The sequence below is a fragment of the Pedobacter psychroterrae genome (assembly GCF_004331695.1).
Classification (GTDB): Bacteria; Bacteroidota; Bacteroidia; order Sphingobacteriales; family Sphingobacteriaceae; genus Pedobacter; species Pedobacter psychroterrae.
Genome location: NZ_SJSL01000001.1, coordinates 502,348 through 522,629, shown reverse-complemented (window position 1 = coordinate 522,629; position 20,282 = coordinate 502,348). Strand labels below are relative to the sequence as shown.

At 42.9% G+C, this 20,282-nt stretch carries 21 protein-coding genes; 5 read left to right on the top strand and 16 right to left on the bottom strand.

Going from position 1 to position 20,282, the window contains the following annotated elements:
- A complete protein-coding gene (locus EZ437_RS02180) occupies window positions 1-498 on the top strand; it encodes a biotin/lipoyl-containing protein (protein WP_131592805.1) in 498 nt (165 codons plus the stop codon).
- Window positions 499-533: 35 nt separating this feature from the next.
- Here EZ437_RS02180 and EZ437_RS02175 read toward each other — a convergent pair whose 3' ends face one another.
- A complete protein-coding gene (locus EZ437_RS02175; RefSeq protein WP_131592803.1) occupies window positions 534-2,129 on the bottom strand; it encodes an SUMF1/EgtB/PvdO family nonheme iron enzyme in 1,596 nt (531 codons plus the stop codon).
- A 153-nt stretch (window positions 2,130-2,282) separates the two neighbouring features.
- On the opposite strand from EZ437_RS02175, the gene porV reads away from it, so the two are divergent.
- Together porV and ispF are read left to right on the top strand one after the other, a co-directional pair.
- Window positions 2,283-3,446, top strand: coding sequence for a type IX secretion system outer membrane channel protein PorV (gene porV, locus EZ437_RS02170; protein ID WP_131592801.1), 1,164 nt, complete (start codon window positions 2,283-2,285; stop codon window positions 3,444-3,446).
- An 84-nt stretch (window positions 3,447-3,530) separates the two neighbouring features.
- A complete protein-coding gene (ispF, locus tag EZ437_RS02165; protein ID WP_131592799.1) occupies window positions 3,531-4,013 on the top strand; it encodes a 2-C-methyl-D-erythritol 2,4-cyclodiphosphate synthase in 483 nt (160 codons plus the stop codon).
- A gap of 322 nt (window positions 4,014-4,335) precedes the next feature.
- On the opposite strand, the gene EZ437_RS02160 is transcribed toward ispF, so the two are convergent.
- The 9 genes from EZ437_RS02160 to EZ437_RS02120 all read right to left on the bottom strand — a co-directional run bounded on the left by EZ437_RS02160 (window position 4,336) and on the right by EZ437_RS02120 (window position 11,805).
- Window positions 4,336-5,211, bottom strand: a complete 876-nt coding sequence (locus EZ437_RS02160) for a pirin family protein (RefSeq protein WP_131592797.1) — start codon at window positions 5,209-5,211, stop codon at window positions 4,336-4,338.
- Between the two features lie 51 nt (window positions 5,212-5,262).
- Window positions 5,263-5,793, bottom strand: coding sequence for a YceI family protein (locus EZ437_RS02155; RefSeq protein ID WP_131592795.1), 531 nt, complete (start codon window positions 5,791-5,793; stop codon window positions 5,263-5,265).
- 203 nt (window positions 5,794-5,996) lie between these two features.
- Window positions 5,997-6,584: a Crp/Fnr family transcriptional regulator gene (locus tag EZ437_RS02150; RefSeq protein ID WP_131592793.1), complete on the bottom strand. Its 588-nt coding sequence runs from the start codon at window positions 6,582-6,584 to the stop codon at window positions 5,997-5,999.
- Window positions 6,585-6,603: 19 nt separating this feature from the next.
- A complete protein-coding gene (locus EZ437_RS02145; protein ID WP_131592791.1) occupies window positions 6,604-6,762 on the bottom strand; it encodes a FeoB-associated Cys-rich membrane protein in 159 nt (52 codons plus the stop codon).
- A 51-nt stretch (window positions 6,763-6,813) separates the two neighbouring features.
- Window positions 6,814-8,001: a hypothetical protein gene (locus EZ437_RS02140; protein ID WP_131592789.1), complete on the bottom strand. Its 1,188-nt coding sequence runs from the start codon at window positions 7,999-8,001 to the stop codon at window positions 6,814-6,816.
- A gap of 2 nt (window positions 8,002-8,003) precedes the next feature.
- On the bottom strand, window positions 8,004-8,837 hold the full coding sequence (locus tag EZ437_RS02135; protein WP_225869472.1) for a type 1 glutamine amidotransferase: 834 nt from the start codon (window positions 8,835-8,837) through the stop codon (window positions 8,004-8,006).
- Window positions 8,834-9,940: a carboxylate-amine ligase gene (locus tag EZ437_RS02130; RefSeq protein WP_131592787.1), complete on the bottom strand. Its 1,107-nt coding sequence runs from the start codon at window positions 9,938-9,940 to the stop codon at window positions 8,834-8,836. Before EZ437_RS02130 ends, EZ437_RS02135 begins: the two co-directional genes overlap by 4 nt.
- Window positions 9,937-11,073, bottom strand: a complete 1,137-nt coding sequence (locus EZ437_RS02125) for an ATP-grasp domain-containing protein (protein WP_131592785.1) — start codon at window positions 11,071-11,073, stop codon at window positions 9,937-9,939. The genes EZ437_RS02130 and EZ437_RS02125 overlap by 4 nt, the downstream gene beginning before the upstream one ends.
- A 27-nt stretch (window positions 11,074-11,100) precedes the next feature.
- On the bottom strand, window positions 11,101-11,805 hold the full coding sequence (locus EZ437_RS02120) for an esterase family protein (protein ID WP_131592783.1): 705 nt from the start codon (window positions 11,803-11,805) through the stop codon (window positions 11,101-11,103).
- A gap of 149 nt (window positions 11,806-11,954) precedes the next feature.
- Between EZ437_RS02120 and EZ437_RS02115 the strand changes: the two genes are divergently transcribed.
- Window positions 11,955-12,776 carry an alpha/beta hydrolase gene (locus EZ437_RS02115; protein WP_131592781.1) on the top strand — a complete coding sequence of 274 codons (822 nt, stop codon included), beginning with the start codon at window positions 11,955-11,957 and terminating at the stop codon, window positions 12,774-12,776.
- A 3-nt stretch (window positions 12,777-12,779) separates the two neighbouring features.
- On the opposite strand, the gene EZ437_RS02110 is transcribed toward EZ437_RS02115, so the two are convergent.
- Window positions 12,780-13,034 carry a hypothetical protein gene (locus EZ437_RS02110; RefSeq protein ID WP_131592779.1) on the bottom strand — a complete coding sequence of 85 codons (255 nt, stop codon included), beginning with the start codon at window positions 13,032-13,034 and terminating at the stop codon, window positions 12,780-12,782.
- Window positions 13,035-13,338: 304 nt separating this feature from the next.
- On the opposite strand from EZ437_RS02110, the gene typA reads away from it, so the two are divergent.
- Window positions 13,339-15,144 (top strand): translational GTPase TypA, encoded by a 1,806-nt coding sequence (gene typA / locus EZ437_RS02105; protein ID WP_131592776.1) that lies wholly within the window; start codon window positions 13,339-13,341, stop codon window positions 15,142-15,144.
- 40 nt (window positions 15,145-15,184) lie between these two features.
- Here typA and EZ437_RS02100 read toward each other — a convergent pair whose 3' ends face one another.
- The 5 genes from EZ437_RS02100 to EZ437_RS02080 form a co-directional block, all read right to left on the bottom strand.
- Window positions 15,185-16,729, bottom strand: a complete 1,545-nt coding sequence (locus EZ437_RS02100) for an ArnT family glycosyltransferase (RefSeq protein WP_131592774.1) — start codon at window positions 16,727-16,729, stop codon at window positions 15,185-15,187.
- 1 nt (window position 16,730) lies between these two features.
- Window positions 16,731-17,411 (bottom strand): phosphatase PAP2 family protein, encoded by a 681-nt coding sequence (locus tag EZ437_RS02095; RefSeq protein ID WP_131592772.1) that lies wholly within the window; start codon window positions 17,409-17,411, stop codon window positions 16,731-16,733.
- Window positions 17,412-17,565: 154 nt separating this feature from the next.
- Window positions 17,566-17,994 (bottom strand): lipocalin family protein, encoded by a 429-nt coding sequence (locus EZ437_RS02090; RefSeq protein ID WP_131592770.1) that lies wholly within the window; start codon window positions 17,992-17,994, stop codon window positions 17,566-17,568.
- Window positions 17,995-18,153: 159 nt separating this feature from the next.
- Window positions 18,154-18,903 (bottom strand): glycosyltransferase family 2 protein, encoded by a 750-nt coding sequence (locus tag EZ437_RS02085; RefSeq protein ID WP_131592768.1) that lies wholly within the window; start codon window positions 18,901-18,903, stop codon window positions 18,154-18,156.
- 13 nt (window positions 18,904-18,916) lie between these two features.
- On the bottom strand, window positions 18,917-20,188 hold the full coding sequence (locus tag EZ437_RS02080; RefSeq protein WP_131592766.1) for a glycosyltransferase: 1,272 nt from the start codon (window positions 20,186-20,188) through the stop codon (window positions 18,917-18,919).
- Window positions 20,189-20,282: the final 94 nt, after the last annotated feature.

Below are 20,282 nucleotides of genomic sequence, written 5' to 3'. Positions count from 1 at the left end.
ATGAAGATAAAGGTCAATGAAAGTTATACATATGAAGTTGAAGTAGGGGCAGAAGCACTCAAAATTAATGATGCTGCTGTACAAATAGATGCTAGGCAGCTATCCAGTGTGCATACTCATGTACTTTATCAAAACAAGTCTTACAATGTAGAGCTTGTTTCGGAAAATAAGGAGGATAAAACCAGTGTATTAAAAGTAAACGGAAACCTTTACAATGTTTCCATTGAAGATCAGTATGACCAGCTTCTTAAACAGCTGGGAATGGACACTGCCCTGGCCAGTAAGGTTAAAGAGATTAAAGCGCCTATGCCCGGTTTGGTGTTAAGTATTATAGCTGACGAAGGAACTGAAGTCAGCAAAGGAGACAGCATATTGGTTCTCGAAGCGATGAAAATGGAAAACATAATTAAGTCGCCCACTGATGGTAAAATCAAAAAGGTTTTCGTAAGTAAAGGTGATAAAGTAGAAAAGAACCAGGTACTGATACAATTTGAATAAACAATAAAGGAGCTTTTTTAAAGCTCCTTTATTGTTTATCTCCCACCCCTGAAGGCCTTTTGTGTCCTGGGTTTGAATTGAGGTTTCCCAAATGACCTGATCTCAGAAGCTCCAAGCATTGTCATTGCACACCTAAAACCAATGTCTGCAGTCGATTCATCCTGCTGCATAAATCTGCGCATAGCAGGATTCAGCCATAGTGCCTGATCATCCCATGAACCTCCTTTGTAGACCCTTGACTTATCAGTAATTAAAGTTATTTCACCATACAATTCATTGGCCGGATCGCGGTAGCCCCTTTGATCTGCATAAGTTTTATTGGCAGCAGAATCTACACTTGCAGTCACTGCGGCCTGTTTTTCTGCCCATGTTTGCTTTCTTCCAGATGACGCAGCTGTCATCACCGGCATATTGTGTTTGTCTTTCTCTATCCTGCCGGTAGTTAGATCAGCTATCTTTTTATCCTGATAAAAATTACCTCTGTATGGATTGAATGCATCTGCTGCTTCAAAGGTTTTGGTTCTGTATACATCTGCTACCCACTCGTTGACGTTTCCGGCCATGTTATATAAGCCAAAGTCATTCGGCAAATATGATCTTACTGCAACAGTTAAACCACCTTTATCATTCAGTGAGCCACCAACTCCCATGTAGTCACCTTTAGTTCTCTTAAAGTTGGCCAGCATCAGTCCCCTGGTTTTTCTTTTTGCAGAACTTACACCAAGCCCGCTCCATGGATATATTTTATTCTCACCAATATTTTCATATTCCGTATTTCCTATAAGGCCGAGGGCAGCATACTCCCATTCTGCTTCTGTAGGCAAACGATACGGCTGTTTTAAGATTCCGTCTTCAAGCCTTACGTTACGTGTAGCACCTTTACTAGCTGTGGCTCCCGCTGCAGCAGTATTGGCATTGGTAGGGTTTAGGTCTTTCATAGCCCTTTTACCCTTGTCGTCATATTGGCCATTCAGATAAATATCTGTATTAAATGGTTCCGTAGGCCTTGCAGCAGCAGTAGTTGCCCCCTTTGCTGCGCCTTTACCGTTCACATCCTGAAAACTGGTCATATAGCCCTGACCGCGAAGTAATAATTCGTTAACCCTATCCGTTCTCCAGTCGCAATAACGAGAAGCCTGTTCCCATGATACGCCTACTACAGGATAATCCTGATAAGCAGGGTGTCTCAGATAGTTGTCCACATACGGTTCATTGTATGAAAGAGGTCTGCGCCATACAAGTGTGTCAGGAAGCTCATTATAGTAGTATTCATAATCAGCCGGATAATTTGTCCGTATCCAGTTAAGGTATTCCAGCCAGTTTGTATTGGAAACCTCAGTTTCATCCATATAAAAAGAAGAAACGGTAGTCTCTCTTTTATGGTTATAAGTACTTAATTCCTGCCCCGGAATATTAATTGCACTGCCGCTCATTACGAATACACCGCCTTCTATTTCTACAAGCCCCGGACCTGGTCCGCGTTTAAATTTATTGTTTACCTGGAAACCACCAAATTCCTTTTTGTTGTAGGCCAGACCGGTCTTATCCGACTTTCCTGACTTGGTTTTACAGGAAAACAGAAGTGCAACAACCATAAGGGATGCAAGTGAATATAGGTATGTCGTTTTCATAGGAGCCATGCAAATAATTACTTTAACTGTTAAAAATACGTAAAAAACGCCTATCCTCAAAAACTTTTTTTAATACATCACATTTGGCGTTATTCTTTGAAAATATTAAACACTATGTTAACTTGCGGACTATACTTATAAAATTTACAGAAAATGAATTTAAGGTGCCTGGCAAAAACACTACTGTGCATTTCCTTTGTAGTGATTTGTTCAAAGCTTCATGCCCAGTCTGGTACCCAAACAAACAGGAGTGAACCCAATAATATCATTACCGCTGTTCCTTTTTTATTGATCACACCAGATGCCAGGGCCGGAGGGATGGGAGATGCAGGGGTAGCCGTTCATCCCGATGCCAATGCCATGAGCATAAATCCTTCAAAACTAGCCTTTCTCGAAAAACCTTACGGATTTTCTGCATCCTACAGTCCCTGGCTAAAAAGCCTGGTACCGGATATCAACCTGGCATACTTAAGTGGGTATTATAAGTTGGATGACCGCAGCATGCTGGGAAGTTCAATGCGCTTTTTTTCTCTTGGAGAAATACAATATATAGATAATAACCAGCAGGATATGGGGATTTATAACCCATACGAACTAGCCTTTGATCTAACCTACGCCCGGAAATTCGGGGAGTCATTTTCTTTGGGGACTGCATTAAGGTATATTTATTCCAACCTTTCTTCAGGTCAGGTCTCGGGTGGGCAACTGACCAGTCCTGGCACAGCTGTAGCAGTGGATGTCTCTGCCTATTTCAAAAAGCCAACGTTTTTCTTAGGTAGCGATGCCATTGTTTCCGGAGGGATTAATATCTCCAACGTCGGTACCAAAATGAACTATTCTGAAGGTGCAACCAAAATCTTCCTGCCTACAAATCTTAAGATCGGAGCGGCCTCTACTTTTTTGATAGATGATTACAGCCAATTTACTTTTGCCCTGGACCTAAACAAATTGCTGGTGCCTACACAGCCAATATACGAGAACGACAAGATCATAGCCGGGCGTGATCCTGACCGTTCTGTACCCTCTGGGATATTCGGTTCATTTAGCGATGCACCCGGTGGATTTAAGGAAGAAATCAAAGAGATCAATATTGCTGCCGGAATCGAATACTGGTACAATCAGCAATTTGCATTCAGAACCGGGTACTTTTTTGAGAATCCCCAAAAAGGAAACAGGCGGTACCTGACACTGGGAGCGGGCCTAAAGTACAATGTCTTTAATATGGACTTCGCTTATGTTGTGGCCAATGTGCAGAAAAGTCCGCTGGCCAATACTTTAAGGTTTACACTATTATTCAATTTTGGAGAAGGCAAGTGATTTAGTTGCCAAATCGAATAGTAATAAATAAGCATTGAATACACACTAATCCAATAAATATCAATTCAAATAAATACATCCTCAATGAAAATTAAAGTAGGCTTCGGTTTTGATGTACACCAGTTAAAGGAAAATCACCCTTTTGTAATTGGCGGCGTAGACCTTGAACACCATAAAGGTGCATTTGGTCATTCAGATGCAGACGTACTCTTGCATGCCATATGCGATGCCCTGCTTGGGGCGGCCAATCTGCGCGACATCGGTTTCCATTTTAAAAATACAGACCCACGCTGGAAAGGGATCAGCAGCTTGATCCTGCTTAAAGAAACGGTTAAGCTCTTAACAGAAAAGAACTGGGAGATAGGAAATATTGATGCCATGCTTTGCCTCGAGGCGCCTAAAATAAATCCTCATATTCCTGCTATGCAAGAACATATTGCCAGTGCAGCCGGCATCTCTGTTGATGACATTTCTATAAAAGCGACTACCAACGAACAGATGGGATTTATCGGCCGGGAAGAAGGCGTTGTTGCCTATGCGGTTTGTCTGATTCAAAGGGAAAAATAAGTGTTCTCTTCAACGGCTGCATATACGCGCTGAAGAAGCGCAAAGACGCTATGCCGTTTCTGAGAAACTGATTTTTCAGTAAGCAGGATGCTTAGTGAAACGCAGGTCTACAATTCCGCGAAAAAGAAAATTTGTAACGCCATGCTTGGGCGTCAACTTAAACCCATCCTTCGGAACCCGGTTAAACCCTACAAGTGCGCCCGGTTAAAGCAAATCCCTATGCACTCTGCTTACTGAAAAATCACCTTCTCAGAGAAGGCATTGTCAGGTTTGTGACCGCAGGGAACTTAGCTGGCACAGCCTTCGAAGAGAACGGTTATTTTTACTCTTCTAAATACCCAAATTTACCCTGATTGTAATCACTTATCGCCTCTTGTATCTCCTCCGGAGTATTCATTAGAAATGGCCCGTACTGCGTGATGCGTTCATCTATAGGCTCGCCGCTCAGTACCAGTACAATGCTGTTTTCAAGCGCTTCGATCTCAATCTCAGCCCCATCATGATTAAAATGAACAAAATGATCTGCTTTCGCCACCTGTTCCCCGTTCACTTTTATTTCACCTTCAATGATCACCATTCCGGTATTGTAAGTGGAGGGAAAGCTCAAAATTGCCTTGCCTGATTTATTCAACCGCACATTGTATAAGTTTAGCGGAGAAAAAGTACTTGCCGAACCTTCCAGCCCTCTATATGCTCCTGCGATCACCTCTACCACACCACCCTCATCCGGCAGCGCATATTTGGCCATATCCGCTTGTTTGATGTCCTGATATTTAGGCTTGCTCATTTTATGTTTTGCAGGCAGGTTTACCCACAGCTGCACCATCTGAAAATCCCCGCCCTTTTTACTAAATGCCTCTTCATGATATTCCTTATGTAAGATTCCGCTTGCTGCGGTCATCCATTGTACATCACCCGGGTAGATCACCCCGCTATTTCCTGCACTGTCATGATGCGCTACGGCTCCATGATAAGCTACGGTAACTGTTTCAAATCCGCGGTGCGGATGCACACCGACACCTCTAGGCTCATTACGTGCAGAAAATTCAATCTTCGCATTATAATCCAGTAAAAAGAACGGACTCATTTTAATTTTGTATCCGCTGGGGAAAAAATTATGTACCCTAAATCCGTCGCCTACCATATGAGGTGCCGGCGCGTCTAAAACGGCCGACACTGTTTTAATATTTGCTTCCATTTTTATCTCCTTTTTTGTTATCCATGGACGCAGCTTTAATCTTTAGCTTAACTAAGCTTGTTTTACAAACTGCAATTCACCCGCAATCTTCACCTCTTCACTCACCATTACACCGCCTGTTTCCAGTGCTGCGTTCCATGTCAAACCAAAATCCGTCCTGTTTATTTTTCCGCTCAGTGTAAATCCAGCTTTTGTATTTCCCCATGGATCTGTAGCAATACCGCCATATTCTGCAGTTAATTTTACAGGTTTAGTAGTGTCTTTGATTGTCAGGTTTCCTTTCAATACATAATCGTCACCATCTTTTTCCATTGAAGTAGATTCAAAAGTGATTTTAGGGAATTGTTCAGCATCAAAGAAATCACCGCTTTTCAAGTGGTTATCCCTGTCTTTGTTTCCTGTTTCGATCGTACCAAGGTCGCCATCAAAAGAAACCTTTGCATTTTCAAAATCATCAGATTCAGTAGTCAGCGACGCATTAAATGAAGCCAGGCTACCTGTTACAGTAGTGATCATTAAATGTTTTACCTTAAACTGTAGTTCGCTGTGGGTTGGGTCTAATGCCCATTGTGTAGTTGCCATAATTTTATGTTTTAAGTGTTTATTTTCCACGTCATCCTGAATTTATTTCAGGATCCCCGCCTGAGCAGGTTGAATCCCTTGTCCGGAGATCCTGAAATAAATTCAGGATGACGGATAGCAATGCATGATGACGTATCTTTTTATTAACAAGACAAAATTACGGCAAGGGTTTTAGGCCTGCATTGACCTATGATAAGAAAGTATTACGGTTTGAAATGCTTATGTGCCAGGTCTTTGCGCACCCTGCTCAGCGATTCAGGGGTAATGCCCAGATAAGAAGCGATCATCCATTGCGGTACACGCAACGTAAGGTTGGGGTAGAGTTGTATAAAATTCAGGTACCGTTCTTCAGCAGTGGCACTCAGCAGCATGTTAATCCTCCGCTGCATAAACCGTATGGAATTGTTCAGCATGGTATTGTTCAGGTCATTCATGCAGGGTACATGTTTTGCCGCCTCATTGATAAAATCTTTAGGCATCGCAACAGCTTTTGTAGCCTCTATTGCGTCTATGAAAAATTCTGAGGGCTCATTAAAGAACATCCCGTTACGTTCAGATAGCCACCATTGTTCGGGTGCAAACTGTATGATGTGTGCCTTTCCCTTACTGTCTATTGAATAGCACCGCAGTAAACCGCTTAGCACAAAATAGCCGGTAGAGGATACATCGCCCGACATTAAAATCAGCTCATTTTTATCGAATTCTTTGACTTTAAGCTTGTCGGATATCATCGCAAACTGTTCATCAGTGATCGCTACTCTTTTCTGCAGATAGGATTTAAATTCTTCCATTTGGTGTTATAGATAAAATCTATTTCTTCTCAGGATTGATATTAGAAAAATCAACACCGCACTTACAGTTCGATGCACAGCCATTGCTTTTAGGGGATACAGACCGATAAACAATACGGGCAACATAAAACAATGCAGCCAGGAATAAGATGATTACCAATATGGTTTGAATGTCCATGATGCAATTATAATTAAAGCCTTTTATTAAGGCGGTCTGCCAAATGTAAATTTACTTATTCATCAGGCCTATCGTGCCGCCTACCCAATCAAAATCCTTGTTGTACCGCACACCGATCATCTTACCCCTGCTTAATCTTACCAGGTTGATACACAATTGCGGTTCCCCGCCATCCGGCCACAGGTACATCAGCCTGACCTCAACTTTGACCTTCCCATCAGGGGACTGTACAGCCGGTTCATAAGTAACCTTACGCTGCAGTATCCAGTTTTCTGGATCTTGCACGCCATGTATGTCCGATTGTTTTACATCAATGATCACCCCCATACCGGCAAAGGAAAACAGAGGTTTGAGTACATAATTTTCCAGGTCATCGGGTATCTGCTCCAGTTCATTAAGAAAATGTGTATCAGGTACAAACTTACTTTTTAAAAAAGGCATGGTATACTTGCTGATCCTGTAAAACCAGTTAGGGTGTGTCACCCATTCTATGTCCAGTTCTTCCCTGGGGTCAAAACTGTTTTTAAACAAGGCTGTTTTGTCAGCTATTTCGTCAAATATCAAACGGTTATAAATCCTTTTCAGCCTGATTTTCTCAGTACCCTCCATATAATAAAGCGACTTGCCCTCTTTAAATATATCTGTCAATCCCAGGATCTTAATGCCCAGGTATTTTTGAGTCGCAAAAAAATCAATCGCCGTCTTCTGTTCCAGCGCATCAATATCCATCAAGGCTACTTCCTCAGGCTTGTGCGGCCCCAGAATCACTTCCTTTAATAAAGAAATGTACGACACCTCATCAAAACCGTTAAAGAAAGGTGTTAAATTGTCTGACAGGCCGTATGCAGTTATATAATTATTGGCCATATGTGCCTGAAATCCATACAATGAAGGAAACCCCTGCATCTCGATCAGCATCGGGGTCAGTTGCCCTTCTTCATCCCTGCAGACCCCAAAGTCGAAGGTCAGAAAATGCGGATGCTTATTTTCTCCGGGTACCTGCCATTCGGCGGGTATCGCATCCTTAGTTAATTCTTTAAAATCAGGCTGGCGTATCAGACTGATGATCTCCTCACCGGCGTCAACCAACTTAGCCGCCAGGTCTGCCGGGATAAACACAGGTGTCTCCGCTACCCTAAAAGGAATTTCCGAAAAACCCGCTTCCAGTCCTTTAATAAAAGACTGATATTTCTCTGCTGTAAATCCGGCATTAAAGGAATCTCGGTAATTGCTGATCATATTCAGGCCTCCTGAAGGGCGTTGATCGCCCTGTTTAAAAAATTGGGGAGCACAACCTGCTGGGTCAGGCGTATTCTCTGCGGATCATCCAGACTCGACAGCATGTCGTTATATTTCTGCTCACCATGATTGGCAATGATCGCCTGTTTTTTCTCCTCCTGCAGCAGGTACATCTTCATCCCTACCGGGTCGGCCTCAGGATGAAACTGCGTGCCTACCAGTTCATTGCTAAAACGTACCGCCATTACGCAGCGTTCCAGGTCTACATGAGGCCGTTCTTTCTCTATCGCCAGTACCTGTACATCAGAATTGGAAAACAGCACATCATCTGGGTTCACTACCTGCCAGTCCCTGCTATCTACCGTATAAAACGGATTAGGCAGACCGTCAAAGATCAGGTCATCTTCTCCTTCAGCAGTCAGAAACACCGGGAAGATCCCAAAAGCGGTCGACTTTCTCCGGATCACCTTTCCCACATTATATTTTCTGCAGGCCATCTGAAATGAATGGCAGATCAAAAAGCCATGTTTCTTATGCTCATTCAATTTATTATGCTGTGCTATCTGGTCCAGCAAGTCACAAAAATCATTGTCCCACTGTTTGCCTACCCCCTCAAAAGGGTCTCCAGGCCCGCCACTCGATATGAAAATATCGTAATCTATAGAAGGGATTTCTCCTTTCTGTCTCAAATCAAAAATATCGTATGACAAATCCAGCCCCGTATCCGCAGCATAGTGCAGCAGGATTTCCTGTATCCCGCGCATCCCCTGGTTGGGTGCCCCATTGTTCATATCAATTACAGCTACCCTAATCTTTTTTCTATCTGTTACACTCACTGTTTAGCTCCTATTAACGTTTGCGTAGTAATGTAGTCTACTACCGCCTCAAAGTTACCACTTTGTTCGTAAACAGCCAATTGTCTGTCGGCACCTGTTCCGTTTGCCAATATTTTGAGTACATAGTTGATCTCGTTCCTGCAGCCCAGTTCGTCTACCACATCGTCTATAAAATCCAGCAGTTCCAGGATCAGGTTCCTGCAGTTTACTTCCATTTCCTTCCCAAAATCGATTAGGTTGCCGTCTATTCCATACCTTGCCGCACGCCATTTATTCTCGTTGATCAGCGCCCTTGAGTAACTGATAAAGTTCAGGTTTTGCAACCGCAGCTTATACAGTTTCGCACACAGGCACTGAAACAAGGCCACAAAAGCCATCGTCTCATCTATCAGCATCGGACAATCGCAGATCCTGAATTCTATGGTCTCAAAGAAAGGGTGTACCCTGATGTCCCACCAGATCTTCTTGGCATTGTCAATGCTATTGGTTTTGATCAGCAGTTTTACATAGTTGTCATAATCCTCTATGCTATTGAAAATATCAGGGATGCCCGTTCTCGGGAATTTATCAAAGATCTTGGTCCTGAATGACTTGTAGCCTGTGTTACGGCCCTCCCAAAATGGAGAGTTGGTAGATAATGCAAACACATGAGGCAGGAAATAACGCACCTGGTTGGCAATGTGAATGGCCAGCTCGCGCGATTGAAAACCCACATGTACATGCAATCCGAAGATCAGGTTGGACCTTGCCGCCTCCTGCAGTTCATTTACGATCTCGCTATACCGCGGATGCTCGGTGATCAGCTGCTTTTCCCAGTGGGAAAAAGGATGCGTACCGGCAGCGCCGATACGCAGGCCCTGCTCGCCCGCCAGTTGGGATACGGTATAGCGCAACTGCGATATCTCTTTCCTTGCCTGATCTGTGTTACGGCATATTCCAGTACCCACCTCTACCACGGCCTGGTGCATTTCTGCCTTTACCTGGTCCTTATGGATCTTTTGTGCAGCCTCAACAATTTTCTGATCATGCGAAGTCAGTTCCCTTGTTACGGGATCTATCACCATGTATTCCTCTTCTACACCTAAAGTAAACTCGTTCATCATTTTTTAGGTTTAGCAGGGGCTTTTTTAACAGCTTTAGCAACAGGCTTTGCTGTAGCAGCTTTTTTCGCTGGGGCTGCTTTCTCAGTCACTGCTTTGGGGGCTGTAGGTTTTTTCTTAATGACACCCTTTTCAGTCTTAACAGCAGGTTTAACCGCTGCTTTTACACCAGCCCTGCTCGCTACGAGCGGCAAACCGGAAGCCGATGTTTTCACATACTCGCCCCAAGTTAAGTTATCCTGTCCGTCTGCCTGCTCCCTTGCCCGTTCTATTGCATATTTTGCCGAGTGCTCTACCACCCAGTCAAAGTTTTCCTGCCCTACGCTTGTAACCTCTGCATCAGGTGCCGGGTTGCAAAAATCAATGGCATACGGAACGCCGTCACGGATCGCAAATTCCACCGTATTAAAGTCATAACCCAAATACTGGTTTAGCTTGATCACGTAATCGTGGATGGTATCCAGCAAAGCCTTACTTGATGGTGGCGTACTTACCTGGTAGCGCAAATGAAAAGGGTTTCTAGGCTCATATTGCATAATGCGGACATACTTGCCACCTATGCAGTAACACCTGAAATATTCATCAAAGACAATCTCTTCCTGCAGCATCATTACGGTTTGCTTAGTCTGGCTGTGCTTGTCAAAAAAATCTTCCTTATCGTGCAGTTTGTATACCTCTTTCCAGCCCCCGCCGTCAAAGGGTTTCATATAAGCAGGAAAGCCGGTGTATTCAAAGATCGCTTCCCAGTCCAGCGGAAATGCCAGGTTACTGAAAGACGCATCCGTTGTATCGGTTGGCTGCTCGTAAGAAGGGATCAGGGCTGTTTTAGGCACAGGCACACCAATCTTTATGGCCAGCGCATTGTTAAAGAACTTCTCGTCAGCACTCCACCAGAAGGGATTGTTGATCACCGCAGTGCCCGTAATGGCCGCATTTTTCATTGCAGCCCTGTAAAAAGGTACATCCTGCGATATCCGGTCTACTATAACTGCATAATCCAAAGGCTCGGCCTGAAATATCTTGTCAATACTTACAAACTCAGCTTTAAATTCTTTCCCTCCTAGTTCATTTACACGGTTTACAAAGGCTTCAGGAAAAGATCTTTCCATGCCAAATAAGATTCCAATTTTCTTCATATATAGTTTTTTCTGTAGTATCTATTTTTATAGTTTCGATAAGTAATCGGGCAGCATCGTTCGCCATATAGGCCAGTCGTGATCCGCATTGTGCCGTATATCCAGCCAGTGGTGAATCCCTTTATTATGCAGGATCTGGGATAGCTGCTCGTTGTGGGCCCTGCAGATATCCCTGTCGGATGTACCGAGTACGATTTTCATGTTCCACAATTCAGGATTGCGGTCATGAACCACAAAATCAACCGGATTGTTGAAGTACACATCATCGTTATAAAATCCGTCCAATTGCCCCCTGATGTCAAAAGCCCCGCTCATGCTAAACATATGGCTGACCAGCCAGGGATGCCTGAAAGCAAAATTTGCGGCATGATAGCCACCAAAGCTACATCCGGCAGTGATGATCTTGTCATGCCCGGTTTCATGTCTGGCCATGCCCGCTACCTCTTCCAGCAGCAATTTATCATACCAGATATGGTTTTTTACCCTGTCAGCCGGGCTCGCCCCTTTATTGTACCAGCTCAGTGAATCTATACTGTCTACGCAATAAACTTTTATCTTCCCTTCGTCTATAAACCACTGTATAGACTCGATCATTTTAAAATCCTTATTCTCATAATACCTGCCCATACTGGTCGGAAAAAGAATAACAGGATATCCGCTGTGTCCGAAGGCAAGAAGTTCAAAATCACCCTGGAGGTTATGACTGTACCATTTCTTATATTCCTCTTTCATCGCGCAAAATTTAGGTGCTTTAAGGTACTGAAATTAGTTAGTTAATAACAAAGAAATTCTTGCGATAATAACAAAGAAAGGTGTAGATAGTTGGCACCCGGATTAAAATTAGTTGGTATAAGAACTAAATTAAATAAATTTGTGCCCTTATGTACCTTACTATGTCTGTGCCGGAAGTCATCCATACTCCATATATACTGAAATCTGCTTTCCTCAAAAGGAATGTAGAACTGGAAATATTCATTCCCGACAATCTGATGGGCAATGAAACCCTGAACCTCCTGTTGTTTAATGACGGACAGGATGCAGAAGAAATGAAACTTAAAGAAACGCTGACCCAGCTCTATGCAAAAGGGAGGATTGCCGCGCTTGCTATTGTGGCGATCAAAGCCTCCGCAGAGCGGCTGGAAGAATATGGCGTGGCAGGAATACCTGATTTTGCCGGTCGCGGATCTAAAGCCAAGGCTTATACTAAATTTATTATGGATGAGTTGCTCCCCTTTGTGCAGGAAACGATCGCAGTACCTGTCAACGGAAAACGGGCCTTTGCAGGTTTCTCGCTGGGTGGACTCAGCGCATTTGACATTGCCTGGAACAATGACAACCTGTTTGACGCTGTCGGTGTGTTTTCAGGGTCTTTCTGGTGGCGGAAAAAAGACCTGAAGGACGGGTATACGGATGACGACCGGATCGCGCATCAGCTGATCAGAGAAACTGCTGCTAAACCAGAACTGAAGTTTTGGTTAATGACGGGGACAGCCGATGAAACGGCCGACAGGAACCGGAACTTAATCATTGATTCTATTGATGACACCATTGATGTCATTAAAGAACTGTTGAAAAAGGGCTATAAAAGACCAGAAGAGATATGCTATTATGAAATGGTGGGCGGACAGCACAATGTTGCGACCTGGTCCAAAGTGCTGCCGGCATTTTTACAGTGGGCATTCCCGCCCAGCAGGGTTTTGTAGCAGCTATTCTTCCCGTGTCAGCGGTTTGGTCGGATCCTGCTCCTTAGGTTGGTTTTGGGCCAGGTTGTCCTCGTAGTCAGCAGGATGGTGTTTTTCTCCTTCAGGGCCTGCTGCGTCCGACTGGTCGCCGCTTCCTTCTTCTGCAGAATATGCTTCAGCTTTAGCGTCTGCCAGTTCATCTCCGGTCTTCTCAGGTTCGAGGTTTTGGTCTAGGCGTTTGTTCCAGGCATCAAGGCCTTTGTTGTTTTCGGTGCTCATATTTTAATCGTATATTTGACTAACAGTTCAGGCAAGAAGATTGTTTTGCCTGATTAAGGTCAAAGGGCAGGATCACAGTGGTAGGGTTAAGGGCATGTCCTCACCTGAAACACACCTCCTGCACACTTCCTTCACAAAAAGGTACCCTTTTGTGACTTTGGTGTGAACAAGGTGTGAAGAAAGTGTGAAGAGGCCTATATGCGGCTGGCCGGGTAACCATAATTTAATATAGGTTTATTCCTGACTAACACGCTGATATATCGATAATAAACCTTATCTTTGCGCCAAAAATCAGTAGCATTTTATGCAAAAAATTAGAAATATAGCTATCATAGCCCACGTTGACCACGGTAAAACTACACTGGTTGATAAGATCTTACACGCATGTTCAATCTTCCGCGATAACGAGCAAACGGGAGACTTAATACTTGACAACAATGATCTGGAGCGTGAACGTGGCATCACCATTGTATCTAAAAACGTATCCGTACAATATAAAGATGTTAAGATTAACATCATAGACACCCCTGGTCACGCCGATTTCGGTGGTGAGGTAGAGCGTGTATTAAAAATGGCTGACGGTGTATTGTTGCTATGTGACGCTTTTGAAGGCGCCATGCCACAAACACGTTTCGTAACGCAAAAAGCTTTGGCTTTGGGCTTAAAGCCGATCGTAGTGGTAAACAAGGTAGATAAAGAAAATTGTCGCCCTGAAGAGGTTTATGAGCAGATCTTTGAATTGTTCTTCAACCTTGAGGCTACAGAAGATCAGCTGGATTTCCCGGTTATCTATGGCTCGTCCAAACAAGGATGGATGAGTACAGACTGGAAAGTACCTACTACAGATATCTTCGCATTGCTGGATACAGTTGTTTCAACCATTCCTCCTGCACCTACCAATGATGGTACACTGCAAATGCAGATCACCTCTTTAGATTATTCATCTTTCGTAGGCCGTATCGCCATTGGCCGTGTTCACCGTGGTGCGATTAAAGAGAACCAGCCGGTTACTTTGATCAAACGCGATGGTAAAGTTGTAAAAACAAGGGTAAAAGAATTATATACTTTCGAAGGTCTTGGTAAGATCCGTACTACAGAAGTAAAATCAGGTGATATCTGCGCAGTAGTAGGTATTGATGGTTTTGACATCGGTGACACCATTGCTGATTTTGATGCACCGGAACAATTGCCGGTAATCAAAATTGATGAGCCTACGATGAACATGTTGTTCACCATCAACAACTCACCATTTTTTGGTAAAGAAGGTAAATTCGTTACTTCACAACGTTTGAGAGAGCGTTTGTACAAAGAGATGGAGAAAAACCTGGCCTTAAAAGTAATTGAGACAGAATCTCCTGATTCATATTTAGTATACGGAAGGGGTATCCTGCATTTATCGGTATTGATCGAGACCATGCGTCGCGAAGGATATGAGATCCAGGTAGGTCAGCCACAGGTTATCGTAAAAGAGATCGATGGTCAGAAATGTGAGCCAATCGAGACGCTTATCGTAGATGTTCCGGGTGAAGTAGCAGGTAAGGTAATTGAACTGGTAACTCAGCGTAAAGGTGAGCTATTGGTAATGGAGCCTAAAGGAGATCTTCAGCATTTGGAGTTTGAAATTCCATCACGTGGTATCATTGGCTTGAGAAATAACGTGCTTACCGCTACTGCAGGTGAAGCCATCATGGCCCACCGTTTCAAAGCTTATGAGCCTTGGAAAGGTACGATACCGGGCAGGTTAAACGGTGTATTGGTATCTATGGATAAAGGTAACACTACTGCTTATTCAATTGATAAGTTACAAGATCGTGGCCGTTTCTTCGTTGATCCGGGAGTAGATGTTTATGAAGGTCAGATCATGGGTGAGCACATCCGCGATAATGATTTGGTAGTAAACATCGTGAAAGGTAAAGCATTGACCAATATGCGTGCTTCGGGTACGGATGACAATACACGTATTGCTCCTGCTATTAAATTCTCTTTGGAGGAAGCTATGGAATACATCCAGGCTGATGAGTATATCGAGATTACTCCGCTTAGCATGCGTTTACGTAAGATTTACCTGACTGAAAACGAGCGTAAGATCAACTCCAAGAAGTTCCAGTAAGAACAAAAGGCAATGAACATATTTGAGGCTTGTAGGAATTCTACAAGCCTTTTTTATTTGTGGAATGCTTATACCCTTTAAGTTTAAACACAATAACATTCTTTGCCATTTTTCCGTTCCTGTAAACAGGAAGAATCAGGGCCGGAGTGCAATACTTGAAATGAGACCTTACCAGATCTGCATCACCTGTACTGTACAGGTTAGACGGGACAATATAATAAGCCGCATCGTCTTTATTTAGTTTTATCCGGTTAGACCAATAGTATTGATGGAGGTCAAATATTTTGCCTATTGCATGCGTATTTTGCGCTGTCAGGGAGGCTACATAAAAATCAATGTGCGCAGCCGGATACCACCGCGTTATGACAATTGGTGCCGACACAGGCATTTTCCCCTTAGAAATATCTTTTTTGTGAATGGAATCTATCAATCTCCCTGTTTCTTTCCATCCATAGAGGTCTAATGTAGGGTCTCCCTTGCCATATTGCATTGGATCTTTTTCCGGTGCCAGGGATCCGGGATAATAGTTAACAATGATTAGGCCGGTTAAAACTATAAACGCAAAGAATAGTAACGCTATAATGATGACTTTGGGAACCTTTGCCGGGGATCTGGAAGATAGCTTTAATGCAGATAGCATGATGAGGCAAGTATAGGCCGGTCCGGACCAATGGGGCAGCGTTTCTTTAAAAGCAGAGAGCAGTATCAAAATAAGTATTAATGGCAATGAACACGCCAGCAGGACCTGTATTTCTTTTTTGCCGGTGGTAGATTTGCCCTTGAATGCGGAGATTACCGAAAGCCAGGTTAAAAAGAAGATGATTGGATTGTTATAAAATATTTCGCCTCCTATTTCCCTAATTAAACCCAAAGGATTAATGCTGGCACTGACCAGACTAACCCTCTGGCCATGATAGGCGTACGTAATGAAATTATGTTGTATATTCCAGATGATAATGGGAGAAATGATTAATAAAGTAATGAAACCTGCCACATACAGCCCGCGTTGATGTAAGAATTTACGGGTTAAAAATAAGGCAATGATGAATACTGCAGCCCATAAAAATATCCCGTGTACTTTGCAAAGGATACAGAGGCCAGATGCAAGGCCAAACCAGCACCAGAGCTTAAAAGTTGACATTTCCTGTGTAGTTGCCGTGCTGATCTTAAGCAATAATAGTATGCCCCACAACCAGAAAACCATTTGCGGACTGTCGGGCAGAATAAATGTGCCGGCAATAACACTGCAATATAAGGACGCAGAATAAAGTAGGGCCGAATACCAGCCTGTCCGCTTGTCGGATATGAATAGTCCTGTCTGATAGATCAGCCAGGTGCATATCCCTGAAGACAGAATTGCCCCAAATCTTATTGCTGCTTCATGATGGATCCATAGATTAACCGTTGTTACCCGAATCAGCCAAGCTACAAACGGAGGATGGTCAAAGTAATTCCATTGAAGGTCTAAAGCGTATGTCCAATAGTATACTTCATCATTCCCCAGGTTTGTATTAAATGCGATGATCATTTTTACCACCGTCATAGCCATAATAAGTAACCAGAGTTTAGCAGGGACTTTAGCCATCTTAAACAGTAAGTGCCTGCTTACGGAAAGCCCTTAATCGTTTATGCCTTTTATTCACTTTATATGACCTGAATAGTTTTTGATCGTAAACCTGATAATAACTGATCAATGCGAATATTGTCCCTATCATGGCACCAAGGATCACATCTTGCATAAAATGCTGGGCAAGATAGATGCGTGAGTACCCTATTAAAACGGCAAATAAAAGTGCATAAAACGAGATTCTTTTTTTCTTATAAACCAATACTATTGCTGTTGCAAGTGCAAAGGCTGAAGTAGTATGTCCGGATGGGAATGAGTTTGAACCATAGAGGTTTACGCCCTCAACAAAGTTTGGGTAGTGTAAAGCTGCTTCTTCGAGGAAAATTTTTGGACGGGGCATATGAAATATCCTTTTTAGCCCTTGCGCTGCCAATCCGGAGGTAGCGTAGGAAAGTAACACGGTGGTAGCTTTCTTTTTCTTGCCAAAGAAGAGTAAAACTGCGACCACTATAATGCTAAATAATCCATCACCAAAATTTGTGATTAGTTTAAAGAATTCGTCAAGCCACGCAGCATGGTATGCGTTAAGTATAAAAAAAGCCTCAGCCTTAGCAAAGCAGCTATTGAAAATTGCAGCTGCCAGTAACAAAAGGATTAAAGCAATAAAATATTGTTTGAGTCTGAATATTCCTTTAAGCATATTTCCTAGCCGCTGTCATCGCTTAAAACTAGAGTTGGCAGATAACCTTTAGGTTAAGGTAGTGTCATGTTTTTGTCAGAAACGTATTCTGTGTGAGAGACGTCCTTCTTCCCGCGCTATACTGCGGATTTGGAGTCAACAACCTTTAGAGATGTTATTTCTTTACCGTTATTTCGGTAACGGTTTTATAGTTGACATTTTCGAAGATTTCTGAGAATTCATTTACGAATACGGCGTCGTTACCAATTAGGCTTTTGATTTTGAAGTCCAATGATTCACCAGGCATATATGTAATCGTAAGAATATCTCCGGTTACTTTATAAGTGAAGGGATCAGTATCGCCTATTTCTGAAAAGATGCCCGTTCCATCAGCCTTGAATTCAAAAAAGTCGTTGTTGCCGAAGTCTGTGTCAGTGTGTTCTTCCTTTTTTACGTTATTTACATAGTTAACTTCTACTATCTTTTTAGTAAACCATTTTCCTGCAATCGTAGATTTAAGCTCATCATCCTTTTTGTTATCTTTTTTACACCCGCTAATGGCAATGGCAGCCATTATAAACAGGAATAGTACATTTTTTTTCATGTTATGGTGGTTTGATTAAGATTTACAAATCAATTGAATGACATGAGATGTGTTCTTACCTAAATCTAATGATTTTTTAATTGTTATGATGAGGAAGCCAGGAAAATAATAATGTGCTATAGAAAATGCTATCGGTATTTTAAAATGACTGGTGGTTTTCTAATCATTAGTCCTACGGTGCCGGATAAAGTACTGGGCCAGACTGGCAGCGATAATAACGTGATTAATAAGGTTAGGGATCAATCCGTAGTACTTGGTAAAGATCCTGAAGCGCTCCTTTAAGCTGGCAAAATGTTTCTTCTTAGAGATGCCGCCTACCAGGTATTTTGCTACATACATATGTGTGTTTACAATGCTGGAGGCATTTTTAGTAGCTTTAATGATCCAGTCAATGTCAGCGCTGTATTTGTAATTGAGGTCAAATGGAGACACCAGCGCTCTTTTGATATAAATGGCCTGATGGCTTATACTCATCCCATATTTAAAGCTTTCCCAGTTGAAGGTTTCCGGTGCACAGTGCCTGCGTTGCCCCAGGCTTTTCCAGTTTTCATCATACATTTCGGTTTCGCCATAATAGATGTCTGCGGCTGCGGCGGTATCAAATACATCAGCTACCGTATCCGGAGCATACAGCTCGTCGCCAGAGTTCATGAAGAGGATATAGTCACCCGTAGCAAGCGCCAATCCTTTGTTCATGGCATCATAAATTCCCTTGTCCGGTTCTGATACCAATAGGCTTAGCCTTGGTTCATATTGTTTGACCTTTTCAAGAGTACCATCTTTGGAAGCCCCGTCTATTACCATGTATTCGATATTTGGATAGGTTTGGTTTAGCACAGAAAGCATGGTGCGCTCAATATCCTTTACATTATTATAAACGATAGTGATGACACTTAACTTCGGTTGCATGGCTCTAAAAGTATTATCGGGGTTGTAGATCAATCAGTGATTGATACAATAATAAGTGTTTTTCTGCAATAACCTGCTCAGAAAACTGAGTTAAAATTGTTCTTCTTGCCTCTTTTTGTATATCGGCAGCATTTTCATCGTGGTATAGCCATTCCATACCGGTAGCCAGATCTTCAGACGATTCGTATTCCGCCAGATAGCCGTTTTCCAGGTGTTTTACCATATCGGGAATACCACCCGTTTTAAAAGCCACTACAGGTGTGGCACAGGCAAGGCTTTCCATTACTGTGTTTGGCAGGTTATCTTCCAGTGAGGCGGTTATAAATACATCTGCGGCCGAATAGCATTTGGCCAGGTGCTCATCATTGCTGATGGTACCCAACAAGGTTGTTTTAAATGGAAACTCCGGCATTTCTGCGTTCTCCTTATTTCCGAAAATAACCAGTTCTATATTTTCCTTAATGATCCCCGGTCTGGTAGCCAAATCATTCAACGCATCAATCAAATAAGAAGTGCCTTTGTGCTTATCATTTTTGGAAGGCATAAAACCACTCATTAACACGAACTTATCGGGACTGATCTTCAGGATTTTTTTTGCTTCTGACTTCACATAGGGCTTAAAGACCGATGTCTCTATGGTATTGGGAATAACTGTTACCTCTCTGAACCCCATCAGACTGCTCAATTTTACAGAATTGGCCATCCATTGGCTTGGCGCCACAATATGACATTTCAACTCTGAATATGCTTTTTTCTTGCGGAGCCAGGTTTTGCGCGACAGGTCGTCCTTGCCGCTTAGCTTTAGCAGCGGACAAAACCCGCATTCTTTATGGTAATTTTCGCAGGAATAGCGGACGTGGCAGCCACCGGTAAATGCATTGCTGTCATGAAAGGTCCATACAATTGGTGTTTCCAACTCATCGAGTTCGGCGAGGTCTTTTGGTGAGAGAAAGCCGTGGTTGATCCAATGAAGATGGATGATGTCGGCCGATTTTAAACTAGGATGATTTACGATAGACTTGCCAAACCACTGGAGTGAAAAAGGGGTCTTCACTGCTTTAGCAAAAGCTTTTGACAGGTATCGCTCTGCAAGGATATTGAATATGGCCTTTGCTTTCCGAAAGGGCCCTTTGCTGAATGTACCGGTTTTATTACTGTCCTTAAACTGAAAGTAAACCATCACACTGGAATCTGCTCCCTGCATATTAAGGGCGTCATTCAACCGCAGACAGGCCCTTCCGGCGCCGCCATTTCCTTCATATGTATTTAGGTGTACTACTTTCAATAGATGGAACTTATATTAATTGGGATTTGAAGGTTGAAAGTTACATATTTGTGTTTCATTACCATAATTATTGAATCAAAACTGATCTAAATAT